This window comes from Microvirga sp. HS2, assembly GCF_055792805.1.
This window is the reverse complement of the sequence record NZ_JBVVAJ010000023.1, coordinates 1-19963: the sequence shown is the minus strand read 5'-3', so window position 1 is coordinate 19963 and position 19963 is coordinate 1. Positions and strand designations below refer to the sequence as shown.

20 protein-coding genes and 1 tRNA gene are annotated in these 19963 nt (G+C 62.8%); 12 read left to right on the top strand and 9 right to left on the bottom strand.

The annotated features are described in order from the left end of the window. Positions 1 to 30: 30 nt before the first annotated feature. Positions 31 to 1218: a DNA recombination protein RmuC gene (locus ACS5Q0_RS18465; RefSeq protein WP_473128114.1), complete on the top strand. Its 1188-nt coding sequence runs from the start codon at positions 31 to 33 to the stop codon at positions 1216 to 1218. 110 nt (positions 1219 to 1328) lie between these two features. Then, complete coding sequence (locus ACS5Q0_RS18460) at positions 1329 to 1832, top strand: YciE/YciF ferroxidase family protein (protein ID WP_473128113.1); 504 nt, start codon at positions 1329 to 1331, stop codon at positions 1830 to 1832. A gap of 62 nt (positions 1833 to 1894) precedes the next feature. Here the strand turns inward: ACS5Q0_RS18460 and ACS5Q0_RS18455 are convergent, their stop codons facing one another. The 8 genes from ACS5Q0_RS18455 to rpmH all read right to left on the bottom strand — a co-directional run bounded on the left by ACS5Q0_RS18455 (position 1895) and on the right by rpmH (position 9176). Continuing rightward, entirely contained in the window at positions 1895 to 2626 is a 732-nt protein-coding gene (locus tag ACS5Q0_RS18455) for a pyrimidine 5'-nucleotidase (RefSeq protein ID WP_473128112.1), read from the bottom strand. A 190-nt stretch (positions 2627 to 2816) separates the two neighbouring features. Then, complete coding sequence (gene argB, locus ACS5Q0_RS18450; protein ID WP_473128111.1) at positions 2817 to 3719, bottom strand: acetylglutamate kinase; 903 nt, start codon at positions 3717 to 3719, stop codon at positions 2817 to 2819. 170 nt (positions 3720 to 3889) lie between these two features. Beyond that, on the bottom strand, positions 3890 to 4258 hold the full coding sequence (locus ACS5Q0_RS18445; protein WP_473128110.1) for a DUF423 domain-containing protein: 369 nt from the start codon (positions 4256 to 4258) through the stop codon (positions 3890 to 3892). Continuing rightward, positions 4255 to 4911: a ribosome biogenesis GTP-binding protein YihA/YsxC gene (gene yihA / locus ACS5Q0_RS18440; protein WP_473128109.1), complete on the bottom strand. Its 657-nt coding sequence runs from the start codon at positions 4909 to 4911 to the stop codon at positions 4255 to 4257. The genes ACS5Q0_RS18445 and yihA overlap by 4 nt, the downstream gene beginning before the upstream one ends. A gap of 82 nt (positions 4912 to 4993) precedes the next feature. Further along, positions 4994 to 6523, bottom strand: coding sequence for a CYTH and CHAD domain-containing protein (locus ACS5Q0_RS18435; RefSeq protein WP_473128108.1), 1530 nt, complete (start codon positions 6521 to 6523; stop codon positions 4994 to 4996). A 199-nt stretch (positions 6524 to 6722) separates the two neighbouring features. Beyond that, positions 6723 to 8579, bottom strand: coding sequence for a membrane protein insertase YidC (gene yidC, locus ACS5Q0_RS18430; RefSeq protein WP_473128107.1), 1857 nt, complete (start codon positions 8577 to 8579; stop codon positions 6723 to 6725). After that, on the bottom strand, positions 8572 to 9021 hold the full coding sequence (gene rnpA / locus ACS5Q0_RS18425) for a ribonuclease P protein component (protein WP_473128106.1): 450 nt from the start codon (positions 9019 to 9021) through the stop codon (positions 8572 to 8574). Before rnpA ends, yidC begins: the two co-directional genes overlap by 8 nt. A 20-nt stretch (positions 9022 to 9041) precedes the next feature. Next, positions 9042 to 9176, bottom strand: coding sequence for a 50S ribosomal protein L34 (rpmH, locus tag ACS5Q0_RS18420; protein ID WP_027314822.1), 135 nt, complete (start codon positions 9174 to 9176; stop codon positions 9042 to 9044). Between the two features lie 284 nt (positions 9177 to 9460). Here rpmH and ACS5Q0_RS18415 point away from each other — a divergent pair, with 284 nt between their 5' ends. From ACS5Q0_RS18415 to ACS5Q0_RS18400, 4 genes are all read left to right on the top strand, one after another. Then, positions 9461 to 10231: a TVP38/TMEM64 family protein gene (locus ACS5Q0_RS18415; RefSeq protein ID WP_473128105.1), complete on the top strand. Its 771-nt coding sequence runs from the start codon at positions 9461 to 9463 to the stop codon at positions 10229 to 10231. Positions 10232 to 10471: 240 nt separating this feature from the next. Continuing rightward, positions 10472 to 11905, top strand: a complete 1434-nt coding sequence (locus tag ACS5Q0_RS18410) for a sensor histidine kinase (RefSeq protein ID WP_473128179.1) — start codon at positions 10472 to 10474, stop codon at positions 11903 to 11905. A gap of 108 nt (positions 11906 to 12013) precedes the next feature. Further along, positions 12014 to 12090 (top strand) — tRNA-Arg (locus ACS5Q0_RS18405). Between the two features lie 273 nt (positions 12091 to 12363). Continuing rightward, positions 12364 to 13164: a M55 family metallopeptidase gene (locus ACS5Q0_RS18400; protein WP_473128104.1), complete on the top strand. Its 801-nt coding sequence runs from the start codon at positions 12364 to 12366 to the stop codon at positions 13162 to 13164. Here the strand turns inward: ACS5Q0_RS18400 and ACS5Q0_RS18395 are convergent. Next, positions 13154 to 14074, bottom strand: a complete 921-nt coding sequence (locus ACS5Q0_RS18395) for a LysR family transcriptional regulator (RefSeq protein ID WP_473128103.1) — start codon at positions 14072 to 14074, stop codon at positions 13154 to 13156. The genes ACS5Q0_RS18400 and ACS5Q0_RS18395 overlap by 11 nt on opposite strands. 153 nt (positions 14075 to 14227) lie before the next feature. Here ACS5Q0_RS18395 and ACS5Q0_RS18390 point away from each other — a divergent pair, with 153 nt between their 5' ends. The 6 genes from ACS5Q0_RS18390 (at position 14228) to ACS5Q0_RS18365 (ending at position 19796) form a co-directional block, all read left to right on the top strand. Then, a complete protein-coding gene (locus ACS5Q0_RS18390) occupies positions 14228 to 15082 on the top strand; it encodes a D-amino-acid transaminase (protein ID WP_473128102.1) in 855 nt (284 codons plus the stop codon). A 36-nt stretch (positions 15083 to 15118) separates the two neighbouring features. Further along, positions 15119 to 15970, top strand: a complete 852-nt coding sequence (locus ACS5Q0_RS18385; protein ID WP_473128101.1) for an ABC transporter substrate-binding protein — start codon at positions 15119 to 15121, stop codon at positions 15968 to 15970. 17 nt (positions 15971 to 15987) lie between these two features. Beyond that, positions 15988 to 17094, top strand: coding sequence for an amino acid ABC transporter permease (locus tag ACS5Q0_RS18380; RefSeq protein ID WP_473128100.1), 1107 nt, complete (start codon positions 15988 to 15990; stop codon positions 17092 to 17094). 46 nt (positions 17095 to 17140) lie between these two features. After that, a complete protein-coding gene (locus ACS5Q0_RS18375) occupies positions 17141 to 17884 on the top strand; it encodes an amino acid ABC transporter ATP-binding protein (protein ID WP_473128099.1) in 744 nt (247 codons plus the stop codon). A gap of 28 nt (positions 17885 to 17912) precedes the next feature. Beyond that, complete coding sequence (locus ACS5Q0_RS18370) at positions 17913 to 18950, top strand: DmpA family aminopeptidase (protein WP_473128098.1); 1038 nt, start codon at positions 17913 to 17915, stop codon at positions 18948 to 18950. A gap of 69 nt (positions 18951 to 19019) precedes the next feature. Next, a complete protein-coding gene (locus ACS5Q0_RS18365) occupies positions 19020 to 19796 on the top strand; it encodes a gamma-glutamyl-gamma-aminobutyrate hydrolase family protein (RefSeq protein ID WP_473128097.1) in 777 nt (258 codons plus the stop codon). Positions 19797 to 19963 lie beyond the last annotated feature (167 nt).

The following is a 19963-nucleotide window of genomic DNA, read 5'->3' as shown; positions in this document are numbered from 1 at the left end:
CGGATGCCGCCGTCAACCGAAAGCGTGAGCATGAACGATACCGTCCTGATCCTCGGCACCCATGCCCTGACCTGGGCGCATCTCGTGACCGGCATGGCGGCTTCGAGCCTTCTGCTCCTGACCATCGTCACGATGCTTCTTCTGCGCACGCGCCAGGACAAGGCCTTGGAAGTCGCGATCGCCGAGGAGAGGGCCCGGGAGATGGACGACAAGGTGGCTGAACTCACCCGGATCCAGGCGGAGATGACCGGGCGGATGCGGACCATGGCGGAGGTCTTCGGATCCCGCCAGAGCGACTTCGTCCGCGTGATCGCCGAGCGCATCGACGGACTGCAGCACCGGATGGGGCAGGGGCTCGAAGCATCCACGCGCCATCAGAGCGAGAACCTGTCCAAGCTCAACGAGCGGCTTGCCGTCATCGATGCGGCGCAGCAGAACCTCAGCAACCTGACCGGGGAACTCGTCGGCCTGAAGGACATTCTCGCCAACAAGCAGAGCCGGGGCGCCTATGGCCAGGGACGGATGGAGGCGATCATCCGCGACGGGCTTCCTGCGAGCGCTTTCGCGTTTCAGGCAACGCTCTCCAACCGCACGCGCCCTGATTGCCTCGTGCGGCTCCCCGGGGATGCGCGCGGCCTCGTGATCGACGCCAAGTTCCCGCTCGAAGGGTTTACCTCGTTCCGTGAGGCGAAAGGCGAGGAGGCGCGGGCCCGCGCGGCCACGAGGGTGCGCAACGACATGCTCGTGCACGTGAAGGACATCGCGGAGAAATATCTCATCCCCGGCGAGACGCAGGATCTCGCCATGCTGTTCGTGCCGGCGGAATCGATCTACGCGGATCTCGCCGAGCATTTCGACGACGTGATCCAGAAGGCTCATCGGGCGCGGGTCGTCATCGTCTCCCCGTCGCTCCTGACGCTCGCCATCCAGGTCATGCAGTCGCTCGTGCGTGATGCCCGCATCCGGGAGGAGGCTCGCGTGATCCAGACCGAAGTGCAGAAACTGCTCGAAGACGTGAGCCGGCTCGACAGCCGCGTGGCCAAGCTCGACGCTCATTTCCGGCAGGCGCAGGAGGACGTGGCCCAGATCCGCGTCTCCACGGAAAAGATCACGAAACGCGGCGAGCGGATCGAGACTCTGGAATTCGAGGACGGCGACGTGAAAGCCCGTGCCGAGATGCTGCGGCTCAGCGGGCGGGATCTGCGTATCGTCGAATAGCCCGGAACCGCCCTTTACCAGCGACGTTCTTCCAGTTCTAGCCGACGCGCCAGGCGGATGCCGGCGCTTGCATATTCCACGAGATCACAAAACGGGAAGGATTAAGCGCTATGGGCCTTCTGTCGAAAGACATCAAGTCGCTGGACGATCTCTTCGTTCACACGCTTCAGGACATTTATTATGCCGAGCAGCAGATCACGAAGGCGTTGCCGGAGATGATCGAGCAGGCTTCGGATCCTCAGCTGAAGCAGGCCTTCCAGACGCATCTGGGTGAGACCCAACAGCAGATCCAGATGGTCGAACAGGTTTTCCGCATGCACGGACAGGATCCGAAGGGCGTGACCTGCCCGGCCATCGACGGCATCATCGACGAAGCACAGGAAATCGCGGGCGACATCGACGATCCGCAAGTCCTCGATGCCGCGCTGCTCGCGGCCGCTCAGGCCGTCGAGCATTACGAGATCACCCGCTACGGCACTCTCGTCGCCTGGGCCAAGCAGCTCGGCCGCGACGATTGCGCCGGCGTCCTGCATCAGATCCTCGATCAGGAGAAAGCCACCGATCAGAAGCTCAACCGCATCGCCGAGAGCAAGATCAACACGCGGGCTGCGTAAGGTCTCACCGGTCGAAAGTGAAATGGCCTCCTTCGGGAGGCCATTTTCCTATGGTGGGCAGTTTACTTCACCGGCAATGCATATTGCCGCAAAAATTCCGCGAGATCGTTCGTGATGTAGTCGATCTCCGGAGTCTTCACCGCTTCCTGCTCGAAACTCTCCCGGAAGGGATCGACCGTCTTCGGCACGATTAATGTCGTCGTCATGCCGAGTTCGTGCGGGACGGTGAGATTCTTGGCGATATCCTCGAACATGGCCGAACGGGAAGGCTCGACGCCATGCTTGTCGAGGAAGCTCTCATAGGCGCGACGCTCGGGCTTGGGCACGAAGTTGGACGCGGCAATATCGAAGACGTCCTCGAAATGATCGAGAATGCCGATCTTCCTCGCCACGTTCTCGGCGTGCTTGCGCGAGCCGTTGGTGAGGATCAGCTTGCGGCCGGGCAGCTTCTCGATCGCCTCGCCCAGGCTGGCATTCAGCTCGATATCGGTGTGATCGATATCATGCGCGAAATCCAAAAAGTCGTGCGGATCGATATCGTATTCGTCGATCAGCGCCCGCAGGGTCGTGCCGTATTTGTGATAGAAATATTTCTGCAGCGCCTTCGACGACATGCCGTCGAGGCCGAACAGATCCGCAACGTAAAGGGTGATGCGCTCGTCGATCTGAGGCCACACCCGCGAGGTGTGCGGATAGAGCGTATTGTCGAGGTCGAAGATCCACGTGTCCACATGCGAGAAGACGCGGGATTCGGCGGATGACAGGTGGTTCTCGACAGGCGGTTTTGCGTTCATGGGTCCTAGAGTATCGGACGTGCAGAGTGGATTCCACTTCTGGGATCCATCCGATGCTCCCTCTAAAGGCGGCGCATCGTCGAATGCGAAAAACCGGGGCGCCTTTCGCACGATGCGCCAGAGACGACAATGGGGCCGTGCGGCCCCACTGCTGACAATATAGGGATGGTGCGAGCCCTCGGGAAGGGGCTTAGCCCCGCCGGATCAGCGTACCTGCGCCGTGGTCGGTGAACAGCTCGAGAAGCACCGCGTGAGGCACCTTACCGTCGAGAATGACCACGGCCTCCACGCCCCGTTCGAGGGCATAGATGCAGGTCTCGATCTTCGGGATCATGCCGTCGGTGATGGTGCCGTCCGCGATGAGACGGCGGCAATCCTCGATGGTCATGTCCGGGATGAGATTCTTGTTCTTGTCCAGAACGCCCGGAACATCCGTCAGCAGCAGGAGGCGCTTGGCCGTCATGGCCCCGGCGATGGCCCCTGCGAAGGTATCCGCGTTGACGTTGTAGGTCTGGCCGTCATGGCCGATGGCCACCGGGGCGAGAACCGGGATCAGCTCGGCGCTGAGCACCTGGTCCAGAACCTCCCGGTTCACCTTCTCGGGTTCACCGACGAAGCCGAGGTCCACCACCTTCTCGATGTTGGAATCCGGGTCGACGGCGGTGCGGGTCGCCTTGCGGGCAATCACCATGTTGCCGTCCTTGCCGGAGAGGCCCACGGCCTTTCCGCCCTCGGTGCCGATCCAGCCCACGATCTGCTTGTTGATCGAGCCCGCGAGCACCATCTCTACAACTTCGACGGTGGCCTGGTCGGTCACCCGCAAGCCGCCCTTGAACTCGGACTTGATGCCCAGCTTTTCCAGCATCTTGCCGATCTGGGGCCCGCCGCCATGAACGACGATAGGCTTGATGCCCGATTGTTCGAGCAGCACCACGTCCTCGGCGAAGTCCTCGGCGGCGGCGCGGTCGCCCATGGCATGGCCGCCGTACTTGATCACGACGACCTGCTGGTCGTAGCGCTGCATGTGCGGCAGGGCCTGCACGAGCACCTCGGCCTGGACATGGACGTCGGGGAGCTGTTTGGAATCGGACATAGGCGGCTCCAACGGGTGGGATAAGGACGAAACGGCCTGCGTTCTAGAGCATCGGACCCGAAAGTGGAATGCACTTTTGGGCGTGTTCCGACGCTGTTTTCCTGGAGTGGGCCAGCCAGGGCCTCATTTTCCCACGATGTGCCGATGGCAGGTGCGTGCAGGCAGGGATTTCAGCCCCGCAGGCGAAGAAGGGCGGAGACGGCCACCAGAACCCAGCCGAGCATCAGCAGGATCCCGCCCATGGGTGCGGCTCTGGGGAAAAGCGCTACGCCCGCGAAGGCGCGGCGGGAAAGGTCGCCACAGAAGAGGGCAAGCCCCAGGACAAGGAGATAGCCCGCGATCTGCGCAACGGTCGGGTGGACGGACCCGGCCGCGATCAGCGCCGCCAGGGCGAGGAGCCCGGGAGCATGGAACAGAAGGAACTGGGCGGCCGTGGTCAGGTTTCCGCCCGTGATGTGGGCCGCCGCCGCGGACAGGGCCACGCCCAGGGCGCCGGAGAGGCCGGCCAGCACGATCAGGAGGCGGGCCGCCAGGCTCATAGAGCGCCTCTTTCGTCGAGCAGCCGGGCGATCCCGGCGCGCAGCTCGGGAATGCCGAAGCTCGTGCGGCTCGACGTGGGCAGGATCTCGGGGTAGGCGGCCGCGCGCTTGGCGATCTGCTCCATCGTCGTGGCGATCCGCTTTTCGAGATCTCCCGGCTTCAGCTCGTCCGCCTTGGTCAGCACGATCTGGTAGGACACGGCGGCGGTGCCGAGGGTCTCGAGGACGCCTTCATCCACGGGCTTGATGCCATGGCGGGCGTCGATCAGCACATAGACGCGGGCGAGGCTCGCCCGGCCCCGGAGATAATCGTGGATCAGCTGCGTCCAGGCATGGACCTTCTGCTTGTCCACGGCCGCATAGCCGTAACCGGGCATGTCCACGAGGTGGAGGCGATCGCCGATATTGAAGAAGTTGAGCTGCTGCGTGCGCCCCGGGGTGTGCGAGGTGCGGGCCAGGGTGTTGCGCCCCGTGAGGGCATTCACGAGGCTCGATTTGCCCACGTTGGAGCGCCCGGCAAAGGCAATCTCCACCTTGCTCATGGGCGGCAGGTTCTTCAGGGAGTTGGCGGCCCAGATGAAATCCGCCTCGCCCGCGAAGAGCTTGCGGCCGATCTCAAGGAAGGGGTCGGTTTGGGGGTCCGTGTCGGTCATAAGGTCCTTATCGGGGGTTGGGCGGCATTCTTCAAGGGATCAATCCCGTCCTGCCCCGGCCGTTGGGCCGCGCAGAGGCGGTTCAGGCCCAAAACGGGTCGGCTTTTCGAAGTTTCCGAGCCGTTTTCTCCGCCACCGCGAGGAGCTTCTTTTCGCGTGTCTTCACCTGCTTGGGGCTGGCCTGCGACAAGGCCGGGAAACGCTGCGATCCGACGGCGATGTCATTCATCTCGCCCAACGTGTCCTGGAGGCGCTTGAGGCGGGCGAGCCACCAGGCATGGCGCCTCCTTGCGGGCCTTTGCCCGAACAGGCTTTCAAGGAACTCGGCGATGTAGCGCAGTTTCTTCACTCTGATCCGCACCCGATGCCGCTGGTCGGGTTCCAGCGCGGCCAGCCGTTTGCTTCCTTTCCGGATGGATTTCCAGCGCCGGGGAAGCTCCTTGGCGGCATGGTCCGCGATGGAGCGCCGTCTCATTGTCGCCTTGCCCCGCGTGAGCCATCGCCCGGTCTCGATCCAGGCGGCCGTCTGCAGGAGAGCATGCGTGAACCGGTGCGAGGCGAGGACCTCGATCAGGGCGCCATAGGCTTCGGTCCTCGCTCTCTCGGCTTTCATCCTGTCGGGATGGGCTTCCTGAGGCTCCTTGCCCTGCGTCTGCGCCAACAGCACGTCGAGGTCGCGCGCAGGGCCGAGCTGCTGGCCCGCCCAGCGCAGCTCCGCCTTGACCGCCTCCGTTTCCCGATTGCCGAGCATCTCCTTGAACAAGGACAGGGACGCTTTGAGCCGCCGGAACCCGACTCGCATCTGATGAAGGGCCGAGGCGTCCCGGGTCCGACGAAACAAGGTCTCGTTCCTGACGATCTGCGACAGGCAGGAGCGGGCGATGATCTGGAAGGCGTCGCTGCAGGAAGTGTCGGGCGCAAGCTCGATTGCTTCGGCGGTCGAGAGGCGGGGGGCTGCGGCCCCGGTCAGGGCGTAGCCGCGTTCCGATTTGGTCGTGAGCGACAATCGAAGGGGCGCGGCCCCGGCGAGCTTGCCTGCAAGGTCGAAGAGGCCGGAGGGCTGCCCCTCCTTGAGTTCGAGCTCCAGCTCGGAAAAGGAGGAGTTCTCAGAATCTGCGGTTGCGACCGCCTGGTCCAGCGCCAGCTCGATCAGGGCCCCCGCATGTTCGATCAGATAGACGCGCCTGTTCGTTTCGATCGTGAATACGGGCTGGATCAGTTTCCGGCCTTCGGCGTCTCCTATGAAGGGGGCGAGGGGCGTCTCTGCCGCCGCGGCAAGGTCGATCCCGCCCTCGACGTCGCATTCCCATTCCGCCCGGTCGAGAGCAAGGCCGCGATCGCCGGTTTCGGCCTTGATGGTTTGGATCTGGCGTCCTTTGCCGCGACGGATCCGAAGGGTCAGCCCGGCCCGGCGCAGAGCTTGATCGATCGTGTCGTAATAGACCGCAAACAGGACGCCGCCCTGGTCAGGGAGCGGCTTGGCCCGGGCCAGCACGGGGTGATCGAGAATGTCGTCCATGTGGCCGGAGGCGAGTTCGAGCTTCAGCTCTATCTCACGCAGGGCATTCCGCCCGGCAACAGGCTCCTCGATTGTGGGTTTATGCGCTTCCATGACCGGCATCATCGGATCTGTTCCTCCTGAGGATATGGCGCAGTTGGCCAGGAGGTCTCGGTCTCTTGTGGATTTTTGAGGATCGGCGGGCCGCCGTGGAGCTTTTCTCCCCGTTGCCGTCCTGTCCGGATTCCGGATCACAGGCAAAAAAATCCCCGGGTCGAAGGCCCGGGGATGATCGTCTGAAGCGTGTCTCGGATCAGCTGCCGACGGGGCTGCTCCTGCGGCTGAAGGTCTTCCGCAGGTTGTCCCACAGCTCGATCTTCACGCCGTTGCGCCTCATGATGAAGGCCTGCTGCGTCACGGAGAGCAGGTTGTTCCAGGCCCAGTAGATCACCAGACCGGCCGGGAACGAGCCGAGCATGAAGGTGAAGATCACCGGCATCCACGAGAAGACCTGCTTCTGCACCGGGTCCGGCGGCTCCGGGTTCATCTTCATCTGGAGCCACATGGTGATGCCCATGAAGATCGGCCAGGCGCCGAGCATGAGGAAGTGGCCGATCACCGGCACCGCGCCCGGGTTGTAGGGCAGCAGGCCGAACAGGTTGAAGATGGACGTCGGATCGGGCGCCGCCAAGTCGCGAATCCAGCCGAAGAACGGCGCGTGGCGCATTTCGATGGTGACGAAGAGCACCTTGTAGAGGGCGAAGAACACCGGGATCTGGATCAGCACCGGCCAGCAGCCTGCGACCGGATTGATCTTTTCCTTCCGGTAAAGCTCCATCAGCGCCTGCTGCTGCTTCATCTTGTCGTCGGCATAGCGCTCGCGGATCGAGGCCATCTCCGGCTGCACCGCCTTCATCTTCGCCATGGAGGCGTAGGACTTGTTGGCGAGCGGGAAGAACAGGATCTTCAGGACCACGGTCACGAGGAGGATCGCGATGCCGAAATTGCCGAACAGCTTGTAGAAGAAGTCCAGGACCTTAAACAGCGGCTTGGTGATGAAGTAGAACCAGCCCCAGTCGATCACGAGGTCGAAGTTCTTGATGCCGAGCGAGTTCTGATAGGCATCGACCGTCGCCACTTCCTTCGCGCCGGCGAAGAAACGCTGCGTGGCCTCGACCGTGCTGCCGGGCTGGATCGTCTGTGCCGCGCCCTGCATCAACGCGTTGTACGTGCGGCCCGCCTGGCTCTGCTGCGAGGTGAAGGCGCCCTGATAGGTCATCGCCTGATCGGGAATGACGGTGGCGGCCCAATACTTGTCGGTGATGCCGAGGAAGCCGCCCTGCACGTTGTCCCAGGTCTTCTGGGACACGTTGGTGCCAGCGACCGGGGCTTCCTTGTCGAGAGCGTCGTACTTGATCTCCTGTAGGCCGGTGTCGCCGAGAACGCCGATCATGCCTTCGTGGAGCACGTAATAGCCCAGCGTCGTCGGCTTGCCGTGACGGGACACGAGGCCATAGGGCTGCAGCGCGACAGCCGAGGAGCCTCGGTTCTCGACCGAGCTCTTGATCGTGAACATGAACTTGTCGTCCACCGAGATCGTGCGGTGGAAAACGAGGCCCTGGCCATTGTCCCAGGTCAGTGTCACGGGCGTGGAGGGGGTGAGCCGATCCCGGTCCGCGGTCCATTCGGTCGTAGCGTTAGGCAGGCTGCCCGCCTGAGCGCCGACCCAACCGAATTCCGCGTAGTACGGGTTCTGCGTGCCCTCGGGCGACAACAGAATGATGTTGGCACTCTTGGGGTCCACCGTCTCGTGGTAGTTCTTCAGCGACACGTCGTCGATGCGGCCGCCGCGCAGGTTGATCGAGCCTGCGATGGCGGGGGTGTCGATCGCCACGCGCTTCGTGCCCGCGAGCGCGGCCTCGCGAGATACGATGGTGGGGGCCGTCGGAGTGCTCGGCACGGTGCCGGGCACGGTGGGCGAGGCGCCGCCGGCCTGGCTCGGGCTCGGAGGCGGATTGGGCGCGGTGGGGTTCACCTGCGTGGATTGCTGCTGGAGGGCCGCCTGGCGCTGCTTTTCAGCCTGCGGGGCGGCGAAGAAGTACTGCCAGCCCAGCAGAACCGCCAGTGACAAGGCGATGGCAACGATCAGGTTTTTGTTTTCTTCACGCATGGGAATGTCCGCGACGCTCGCCTTTGGCATGAGGTGAGGAGGGGAGGGGACGATCAGAGAGGTGGGCGCTTTTCGGCTTGGTGACAACCCGCAGAGCGCGCCGGAGATCGTCGATGAGAACGTTGTAATCTGCGGTCAGAATCTCGCGCCGGCCGATGATGACGACGTCCGCATTGATCGTCGCGTAGTCCTGCCCTGCCAGAGGGACGGCAGCTCGGAGCCGACGCTTGATCCGATTCCGCTCGGTCGCATGGCCAACCCGTTTCGTAACGGTCAGGCCGATCCGGAGACCAAGACCCGAGCTGCTGGAATCCGTAGTTGGGCGCAGGCGGGCCTGCACCGTCATCCGCTCCGTATGAAAGCGGCGGCCCGTGGCCGCCGCGACGAAGTCGGGTCTTTTCGTCAGACGCCCGATGGTCACATGTGCGCGATCTTCGCGCATCGGGTGTCCTTTAAGGCTGCTTACGCTGAAAGGCGCTTGCGGCCATGGGCGCGGCGAGCGGCAATGACCTTGCGGCCACCCTTGGTCGCCATGCGCGCACGGAAGCCGTGGCGGCGCTTGCGAACCAGCTTGCTCGGTTGATACGTCCTCTTCACGGCACATCTCCGGTCGAAAGGGGCAGCGGTGCTCAAAAGCTCGCGCCCGTCTGGTTAGGTAAGGGGTTGCCCCCGAAACTGTCTCGAAAAAACGATCAGCGCCCACGAAGAGCGCTGTCAGCTCGCGGGCTTATGACGGAAGAGAGGGGCAAAGTCAACGCCGCTCTGGCCCTTCTGCGGCAATCCGGCAGCTCCGGCCCCATGCGGGAGCTCGGTGGGTTCGGGATGATCGGGCGTTATATAGAGGCCCCTGGCCCGGAGGGAGCGTGGCGGATAGGAGCAACATGGCTGAAGGAGCCTTCACCCGTCGCAGTTTCGGCAGGTACCTGCCTCCTACGGTGCTGCTGATCGCCATTGGCGCGGCCTTCGCCACAGGGCTGCACCGATCCATGAATTTCTCCACTTTCCTGCAGTACCAGGCTCAGCTTCGGGAGCTCGTGGCGGAACACCGCTTGGCCATGCTGGGGCTGTACATGGTGGTCTATGTGGCCGCCGTTACCTTGTCCCTGCCGGCCTCCGCCTTCCTGACCACCATCGGCGGATACCTGTTCGGCTGGGTCCTCGGGGGCGCCGCGGCCTCCATGGCTTGCACCCTGGGGGCGACGTGCATTTTCGTCCTTGCCCGGACCTCCTTGGGCCAGCCGCTCCTGAAGCGGGCCGGCGCCCGGATCCAGAGCTTGGCGGCGGGCTTCCGGAAACAGGCGTTCTCCTACCTGCTTTTCCTGCGGCTGATGCCTGTCATGCCCTTCTGGCTGACCAATCTGGCCGCCGCCTTCTTCGGCATGCGGCTGAAAAGCTATGTTCTGGCGACATATATCGGCATGCTCCCGGCCTGTTTCGCCTTTTCCTTCGCGGGTTCGGGCCTCGATGAGGTCATCGCCGACCATGAGCGGGCTCTCCAGCAATGCCTCGCGGCCGGCCGGGCGGATTGTGCCATAGGCTTCGACGCCAGGAGCCTTCTGACATCCGAGCTGGCTGTAGCGCTCTCGATCCTGGGCATCCTGGCCCTGACGCCCCTTGCGGTCCGATCCTGGCGCGGAAGGGAAGAGCCGTGAGCGCGGATCCGGTCCCGCGGGCGATCGCCGGCGAGCCCGATCCGGAGAGCTTTCCCAGGTCCCGGGTCCTGGATGGTGGCGAGAGAATTGAAGGTTTGCGATCTCGCCGGCTTGGTCTATCCCTACCCCACCTTCTCCAAGGTGACGAAGAGCACGGCGGTGGAGTTTCTGGGGCCTAAGGCTCAGAATCCGGGGTGCGGCGAGGCATCGGGCTGTTTCGCCGTTGAGGACAGGGCGGGCATGAGCGTCGACCAGCCGCATTCACTGACGTGGCGGATCCTGAGCCGGTTCGGGCTCTCCGCCCGCTTGCTGCTGCTGACCGTTCTATTCGTCATGATTGCGGAGGTGATGATCTATGTGCCCTCCATCGCCAATTTCCGCCAGACGTGGCTGAATGATCGCATCGCCGCGGCTCAGATCGCGGCCATGGTGCTTGATGCCGCGCCGGAAGAAAGCCTGTCGGAGGAGCTCGAAATACGCCTCCTGCAGGGCGTCGGGGCCCAGGCCATCGCCCTTCGGGGCGGCGGGCGCCGGAGCCTTCTGGCCATCAGCGAGATGCCCCCGGAGGTCAGCAAGAGCATCGACCTGCGCGATGCGAAATGGTCGACCCTCGTGACCGATGCCTTCTCGGTCCTGTTCAATCCGGCCGACAAGCCGATTCGGGTGATCGGCCACGGCATGGGAGTCGATTTCGTCGAACTCATCCTCGATCAGCGCCCCCTGCGCGCCGCCATGCTCGAGTTCTCGCGCAATATTCTGCTGGTGTCCCTTCTGATTTCGATTATCACGGCAAGCCTCGTCTATCTCACCTTGCAATGGGTGATCGTCAGGCCGGTGCGGCGGCTGACGGGCAACATCGCTGAATTCTCCGGGAATCCGGAAGATGCCTCCCGCGTCATTCAGCCGTCGGACCGTGCCGACGAGATCGGGCTGGCGGAGCAGGCCCTGGCGCGCATGGAAACGGCGCTTGCGGATGAGCTTCGCCAGAAGCGGCGGCTCGCGCAGCTCGGCCTTGCCGTCAGCAAGATCAATCACGAGCTTCGCAACATGCTCACCACGGCTCAGTTGCTCACGGACCGCCTCGAGCGCGTGAACGACGAGACGGCCCAGCGGGTGGCGCCCCGGCTTGTCGCTACCCTCGATCGGGCGATCGCTTTCTGCGAAACGACGCTGGCTTATGGCCGCGCGACGGAGCCATTGCCGCAGCGCCGGCTCATCCCGCTGGCGCCCCTGATCGAGGAGCTCTCCCATCTGAAGGAGCTGGCTCCGGAAGTCGGCATTGCCTTCAACGCCCACGTGCCCGAGGGCCTGATGATCGACGCGGACAGGGACCAGCTCTCCCGAGTGCTCGTTAATCTCGTCCGGAATGCCGTGCAGGCCTTGAGCCAGGCAGGCTCTCCCGAGGGGCGGCCGTGCATCGACGTGACGGCGAGCCGCCAAGGCAATACGGTTACCATTCTCGTCGAGGACAATGGCCCCGGAATTCCAGACCGGCTGAAGGCCGATCTCTTCACGCCGTTCCAGAGCTCTGCCCGGAAAGGGGGGACAGGCCTGGGGCTGGCGATTGCCGCGGAACTGATCCAGCTTCATGGCGGCACGATCAGTCTCGATGAGCGCAGCGGTCATACCTGCTTCCGCATTCAGATCCCCGACCGGGCCTCTTCTCAGGAATAAAACGGGGCTCGTGCAAAATCTCTCCAAAGAAGGCTTGCCAAGCGGGTCAGAACCCTTTAATTGACCCGCCTCGGCTGATGTTGCTCCCCGCAACGACTTGCCGACCAAGCGCCCGTAGCTCAGCTGGATAGAGCACCAGACTACGAATCTGGGGGTCAGAGGTTCGAATCCTTTCGGGCGCGCCATTTCTCTTCCAAACTCGTTTGCGATATCCGTTGCCGCCCATGGGCAAGGGGCGACTGCGATCTGGATCCCGATGCCGCGTGGGACGAACTCCCAAGGCAGGCCGCCATTCCAGCCGTATCCGAGCTCTCCCGCGCAGATTCGACTTGCCGAGACCGCCCCTGTGGACATAGGGCAGGATTCATCCAGTCGGCACGGCCTTCCGCTCTTCCGGTCAGGCGCTCCCCGTGCTCTGTCGATTGGGATCTCAATGTGCGGGAACGCGGAGAAGTGGAATGAAAGTCTTCATCAGCGCGGATATCGAGGGCTGCGCAGCGATCACGACTTGGGATGAGGTTCACAAAGGCCGGGCCGGATATCAGGAATTCCGTGAGCAGATGACGGCCGAAGTGATCGCCGCCTGCGAAGGAGCGCGGGCTGCGGGAGCCACTGACATTCTGATCAAGGATGCTCATGAGAGCGGCTGCAACCTGATCGTCTCGCGCCTGCCGGAATATGCGCGAATCGTTCGCGCCTGGAGCGGTCATCCCTACGTGATGATGTTCGGGCTGGATTCGAGCTACGACGCTGCTCTCTTCATCGGCTATCACGACGCGGCAGGGTCCGACACCAATCCGCTTGCTCATACGATGAATGACCGGATCGCGCGGCTCTCGATCAACGGCGAGCTTGCTTCGGAATTCACAGTTAATGCCTACACGGCGGCTTTGAACGGCGTGCCGCCGGTGTTCCTCTCCGGCGACCGGGGCATCTGCGGCGGCGCGAAGCGGCTCGTGCCAGGCATGAAGACGGTCGCCGTCAGCGAGGGCTTCGGGCGAGCGACGATGTCGGTCGCACCCGCGAAGGCTGTTCGGATGATTCGCGAGGGTGTCGAGGAGGCGCTGACGGAAGGCCTTTCGCGATGCGCGCTTGCGCTCCCCGAGCGATTCGAAGTCGAACTCGAGTTCAACAACGCCAGCGACGCCTATCGCTCCAGCTTCTATCCGGGTGTGGAGCATCCGAGGGCCTGCGTGCTGCGCTTCGTTTCGAACGATTACTTCGAGGTTTTGAGGGCGATCCGCTTCATCACGGTGTGATGAGGGCGCTTCGGGCGCTCGCGACTCTCCAGAGCTCGTCAACGATGGGCCGTGCCCGTTGTGCGTGCCGGTAGAGGCGGATCTCGATGGTAAGCGACCATGCCGGATCGTCGCTTGCCGGCACCAGGGCGCCATCCGCCAATTCCTGCCGGACGAGGCTCAAGGGCACCCATGCGACGCCCCAGCCCGCCATCGCCATGGCTTTGTGGCCGATGGAGATGGTGTTCTCGTGCACGATCTGCCTGTTCAGCGGCGGGCGGTTGGCGAAAAGCTTGTTCAGGGCGACCCCGAAGAACGAGAAGTCGCCGTAGCTGATGAACGATACACAGCCCATGCTTTCAACGGCGCGGTCGAGGACCGGGCCGGCCGATTGCGGACGCGAGACCGGCAACACCTTCTCCGTGCCGAGCACGAGATAAGGAAACCGGGACTGGTCGAGCAGGAACGGAACGGAGGCATGGGCATAGGTCAACAGGAAGTCGCAGTTGCCGTCGACGAGGGATGCGATGTTGTCCTCGATGCCCCCTTTGTCCGGGCTGAGATGCGAGCTGAAGGCCGGTAGAACCTTCTGGATGGATTGAAGCCAATCCGGAAAGAACGTGACCGTCAGTGTGTGAAGAGCCGAGAATGTCAGACGATGCCGTTCGGCTGCCGGGTCCGGCCGCAGGGCCTTTCGATGCTCCTGCCATTCCCGAACGGTCTGCTCTGCAATGGGCAGGAACCGCCTGCCTTCGTGCGTGAGCTCAGATGGAAATATCGCGCGGTTGATGAGCGTCACGCCCATCCATTCTTCCAGCTGCCGGATTCTTCGGCTGAACGCAGGTTGTGAAACGCCGCGGAGGGAGGCGGCTTTCGAGAAGCTCAGATGCTCGGCGAGGCAGCAGAAATCCTCCAGCCATTTCAGCTCCATGATCCCCTCAACTCTGTTGCGAGAACGATCGCCAATCGAAACTCCCTATCATTATGCGATTTCTGCATCATGATCAGAGAAACATGGCATTAGCAATAGACGAGCGATCTCACTAGCGTTCGCGGCAAGCCTCATCCTCAAAGGGGAAACGCGTTGCCGAGAACAATCTACATCAACGGGCGCTATGTGCCGGAATCCGAGGCACAGATCTCGATCTTCGATCGAGGTTTTCTGTTCGGCGACGGCATCTACGAAGTCAGCGCCGTGATCGGCGGCCGTATGATTGACAACGATCTTCACCTTGATCGGCTCGAACGCTCCTTGCGTGAACTCGACATCCCGATGCCCATATCGCGGGACGACATCGTTGACATGCAAAACAATCTCATTGCTCGCAACGAACTCATCGAAGGCGTCGTCTATCTTCAGGTGACACGTGGGAGCGAGGACCGAAACTTCGATTACAGCGATGCCCTGAATCCGAATTTCGTCGCCTTCACTCAGGCAAAGAAGCTCTTGGAGACGAAGGCGCTCAACGATGGGATCAAGGTCGCGCTGATCGACGATATCCGCTGGGGGCGTCGCGACATCAAGACCGTCATGCTCCTGGCCCAGGTGCAGGCGAAGCGCCAGGCCAAGGTGCAAGGCTGCGCCGAAGCGTGGATGGTGCAGGACGGGTTCATTACGGAGGGGGCTTCCTCGACGGCGTTCATCATCACGCAGGCCGGGAAGATCATCACGAGACCGAATTCGCGAGCCACGCTGCCGGGATGCACACGGCGCGCGGTGCTGCAGGTCGCAGCCGATCAGGGGCTGCAGGTCGAAGAGCGCCTGTTCACGGCCGATGAGGCTTATCTTGCACGCGAGGCATTCCTCACGAGCGCCTCAAGCCTCGTCACGCCCGTCATTGAGATTTCCGGCCATCGGATCGGGGAGGGAAGACCCGGTCCGGTTACACGCCGGATTCAACAGATCTACGTGGACCTCGCCCTAGGCGCGGTTCGATAGATAGTGCCATCAGAAAAGCCAAAGGGGACTCAGACAATGAAATTCAAAGCCATCAAATCCGCGCTGCTTGCCTCGGCGCTTACGTTCATAGCGGCCGGCATCGCTTCCGCCGAGACGGTCGGCTATGGTCAATGCGAGCTGACCGGCAAAAAAGGCGCCCATTCGATCAAGCCGGCGGTCCCCGGCCAGTTCACGGTGATCATCAACCTGCCCGCAGTCGGACAATTCAACGGCGATACGCCTGAGACCATCCGCGACGGATACGAGTTCTGCATGGCGGTCAACATCGCCCACCGCCTCGGCCTCGACAAGGTGAAGCTCGTCAACGCCTCATTCGACTCCATCGTCGCCGGGCAGAACAAGGATTTCGATATCGCGCTCGCGCTGATCTCGGTCACCGAGCCGCGCAAGAAAGTCGTCGACTTCTCGACGGTCTACATGAACTCCAGCTATGGCGTCGCGACGAAGGCGGATGCGAACGTGACCGAAGCCTCGATCAAGTCCGGTCGCGTCGGCGTCCAGGCTGGAACGACGCTGGTTCCTTTCGCCCAGGAGACGCTGAAGGCCTCCAAGGTCGACGTCTATGACGACACCGCCTCCATGTTCACGGCTGCTGCCGCAGGCAAGGTCGATGCTGTCATGACGGACCTCAGCATCGTTCTGGGCCAGGTTGCGAATTCCAAGGGCAGGCTGAAGGTCGCCGGCCAGTATCCCAGCGGCGGACAGACGGCGGGTATCTATCCCAAGGGCTCGCCCAACAAGCCCGTCATCGATGCGGTCATTCAGGAGCTCAAGGACGACGGCACCCTGAAGAAGCTCGAAGCCGCCTATCTGCTCCCGTCCTGGGGTGGCGTCTCGCCGGACAGCGTTCCGACGTGGAAGCACTGAGACAGGTATCGGAACCGATGAACAAGCCTGCTCTCCAGGCCAGTGTCGAGCGCGCCAATCAATGGCGCGCTCGTAGCAAGGTTCGCGCATATGGCGCGCAAACCTGGGCCGCTTTAGCCATCACTGCGCTCACTTTCGTCGCCGTGGCGGCAACCGCCATCTCCATCGGTCGCTTCGCGATCGAGGAGGGATGGTCCGCATGGCCTGTCCGGATCCTCGGCCTCATCCCTGCCGCTTTGTCCCTGCTCGTGGTCGGGTTCGCTGCGCAGGCAAGCCGCCTCTCGGCGAAAGCCAGGTCGTCATCCGATATCTATGACGCCCGAGCGCTCGGCGCCAAGGCATCGGAGATGTCCTGGAAGGCCATCTCGTACTCCGTCGCCTTTCTGATCCTATGCGCGCTCGCCTGGTTCATGGTGGTCAACGATGCCGCCGTCAGCCGCACGTTCTTCGACATGGAGCTGATCGGCCGCTCGGCAACGACGGTACTCAAGGCCTTCGGCACCAATGTGCTGATCTTTGCGGTCTCAGCTGTTCTGATCCTCGCCTGGGCTCTCGTGGTCGCGATCGCTCGCACGCTGCCCGGCGAAGCGGGCCGTCCGATCCGGACGATCGCCATCATCTACAGTGATCTCTTCCGCGGCCTTCCGGCCATCATCACCATCTATCTGATCGGCTTCGGGCTGCCGCTCACGAACCTGCCGGTTCTGAAGGATCTTTCCTCGAACGCCTATGCCATCATTGCGCTGACGCTCACGTATGGCGCCTATACCTCCGAGGTTTATCGCGCCGGCATCGAGAGCGTGCATCCGAGTCAGATCGCGGCCGCTCGCTCGCTCGGGCTGTCCTATTTCAGGACCATGCGCTACGTGATCGTGCCTCAAGCGGTTCGCGGCATCATTCCGCCGCTGATGAACAATTGCATCAGTCTTCAGAAGGACACGGCGCTCGTTGCCATCATCGGGACGATCGACGCCTTCAACCAGTCGAAGATCATTGCCAGCAACAACTTCAACCTCTCGGCGGTGACGACGGTCGCCATCATCTTCATTCTGATCACGATCCCGCAGGCCCGCTTCGTGGACAAGCTCATCGAACGCGACCGCAGCAAGCGGCGGTCCGGCTAAGCATCGGCCTAAAAGGCGGCAACGGAACTGCGGAAGGGATATCGCAATGGCGCTCGTTGAGATCGACAAGGCCTACAAGCATTACGGGAGCCTGGCCGTGCTGAACGGCCTCTCCCTGGACATCGAGGAGCATCAGGTCGTCTGCCTGATCGGGCCTTCGGGCTGCGGCAAGTCGACCTTGCTCCGGTGCATCAACAGGCTCGAAACCATCCAGGGCGGCGAGATCCGCCTGCATGGCGACCGTATCACGGGACCCGGCGTGGACCTCGACGTGCTCCGTCGTGAGATCGGCATCGTTTTCCAAGGCTACAACCTGTTCCCGCACATGAGCGTGATCGAGAACATCACGCTCGGCCCGCTCAAGGTGCTCGGAATGGACCGTGGGGAGGCCCGCGACAAAGGCATGGCGCTTCTGTCGCGCATCGGCTTGGCGCACAAGGCCGACGAGTATCCCGACCGGCTTTCGGGTGGGCAGCAGCAGCGCGTCGCCATCGTCCGGGCTCTGATGATGGATCCGGCTCTGCTCCTGCTCGACGAGATCACCTCGGCCCTCGACCCGGAGCTCGTCTCGGAGGTGCTCGACATCGTGCGCGACCTTGCCGCCAAGGGCATGACGATGGTACTCGCCACCCACGAGATGGGTTTTGCCCGCGAAGTCGCCGACAAGGTGTGCTTCCTGCAGGAAGGAATCGTCTACGAGGAGGGACCTCCTTCGCAGATCTTCGGGAATCCTCAAGGCGATCGAACCAAGGCCTTCCTCAAGCGGATCATCGATGCCGGGCGTCTCTGAGGCCCATCATCACAGCAGGGACTCAGAGATGAGCCGGACAGTCAAGGATTTCAATTTGGTCTGCGGGATCCTCCCGCAAGGTGCATGGAATGCGATCACGGACGTCCCGGGCGTCCGGGTCGGCCATTGCACTCTGCGCGGCGGTGACGTCAATACGGGCGTAACGGCCATCCTGCCGCATGCAGGCAATCTCTTCCGGCGCAAGGTCCTCGCTGCGTCTCATGTGATCAACGGATTCGGGAAATCCACGGGGCTTGTGCAGATCGACGAGCTGGGGACGATCGAGACCCCCATCCTTCTAACGAATACGCTTTCGGTCGGAACCTGCGCAACGGCGCTGATCCGGGATGCGATCTCGCGCAATCCGGATATCGGGCGCTCCACATCGACGGTGAACCCGGTGGTGGGCGAATGCAACGACGGGCCCTTGAACGACATTCAGGCTCTGGTCGTGACGGAAGATCATGCCAGGGCGGCGCTTGAGGCTGCTCAGGACGGGCCTATCGAGCAGGGCAGCGTCGGCGCAGGAACCGGCATGACCTGCTTCGGCTTCAAGGGCGGCATCGGATCGTCGTCGCGCAGAATCGAGCTCGACGGACAAGATCATCATCTGGGCGTGCTGGTGTTGACCAATTTCGGCAATGCCGGAGACCTCGTTCTCCCTGATGGCCGCCGCCCTCGTCCGAGAATGGCAGAGCCTCCGATCAAGGCGCAGGAGAAGGGATCGATCATGATCGTTCTCGCCACGGACGCGCCGCTCGATCATCGCCAGCTCACCCGCGTTGCCAAGCGCGCCGGGGCAGGACTTGCGCGGCTCGGGTCGTTCTGGGGCCACGGCAGCGGCGACATCGCCATCGCGTTCACGACGGCCAATACGGTCGATCATGACACCACGGCCGATCTCCTCGACATGCGCGTCCTGAATGAGAACAGGATCGATCTTCTCTTCCGCGCCGCCGCCGAGGCAACGCAGGAAGCCGTGTTGAATTCGATGCTCTCGGCGGACGCGTTTATCGGCCGGGGCGGTAATATGCGAGTGTCACTGGCCGACGTTCTGCGAGGCTGAGCGACACCGGACAACGATCACCCCCTGCCGCAGCCACGCGCAGCCGGCTGCTTGAAAGGCAGTCTCATCATGACCCAGCGGTCACGTTCGAAGCCCATCGTGGGAATTCTCGGCAACCGAACCTATGACGGGTTGCTGCCGGGCCAATCCGTGGATGAGAAGTACCTTCGCGCGCTCGTCGACCTTTCGGACGTCGATGTGATCATCCTTCCCGCTCTCGAGAGCTTCACGGGGTTCGAGAACATTCTCGACCGTGTCGACGGCGTTCTCCTGACCGGCGCCGCAACGAATGTCCATCCGGACTATTTTGAGCCCGGGGCCGAAGAGGCCAGGTACAAGCCCTTCGATGCCGGTCGCGACGATGCCGCGTTCAGGGTGATCCGGCTGGCACGGGAGCGCGATCTTCCACTGCTGGCGATCTGCCGCGGCATTCAGGAGCTCAACGTGGCCTGCGGCGGCACTCTCCATGCCGATATCGTGACGGACGATGCGCACCACTGCCATGGCACCTGGGTTTCCGGCGCTCCCCTCGAACAGCTCTACGGGCCTGCTCACGAGCTGCTCGTCTCGTCGGGCGGCCAGATGGAGAAGCTGGCCAAGGGCGGGGCCACTCTCGTGAATTCGCTCCACGTTCAGGCGATCGACAGGTTGGGGCACGGTCTCACCGTCGAAGCGAGGGCTCCGGATGGAACCATCGAGGCCGTCAGCGTGGACGGCTGCACGTTCGGCTTGGGCGTTCAGTGGCATCCGGAGTTTCAGGCGTCCGACAACGACTTGTCGCGCAGCATCTTTCATGCGTTTGGAGATGCGGCGAGGGCTTTTCGCCGACGGAAGGAAGCTCCTTAAGAAAGGGGCTTCCGGCGCCGTCACGTCGCGCCAGGCTCTTTAGATGTCAAGCGAACCGAAGAATTGACCCCTCGGGCGAACTGAAGATTTGACCCCCTCTCATTGCTTTGTAGCGCCCTCGGTTTCGAGCGCCGATCCAGCCTTCTGCAGCAGACCGGATCTGCGCT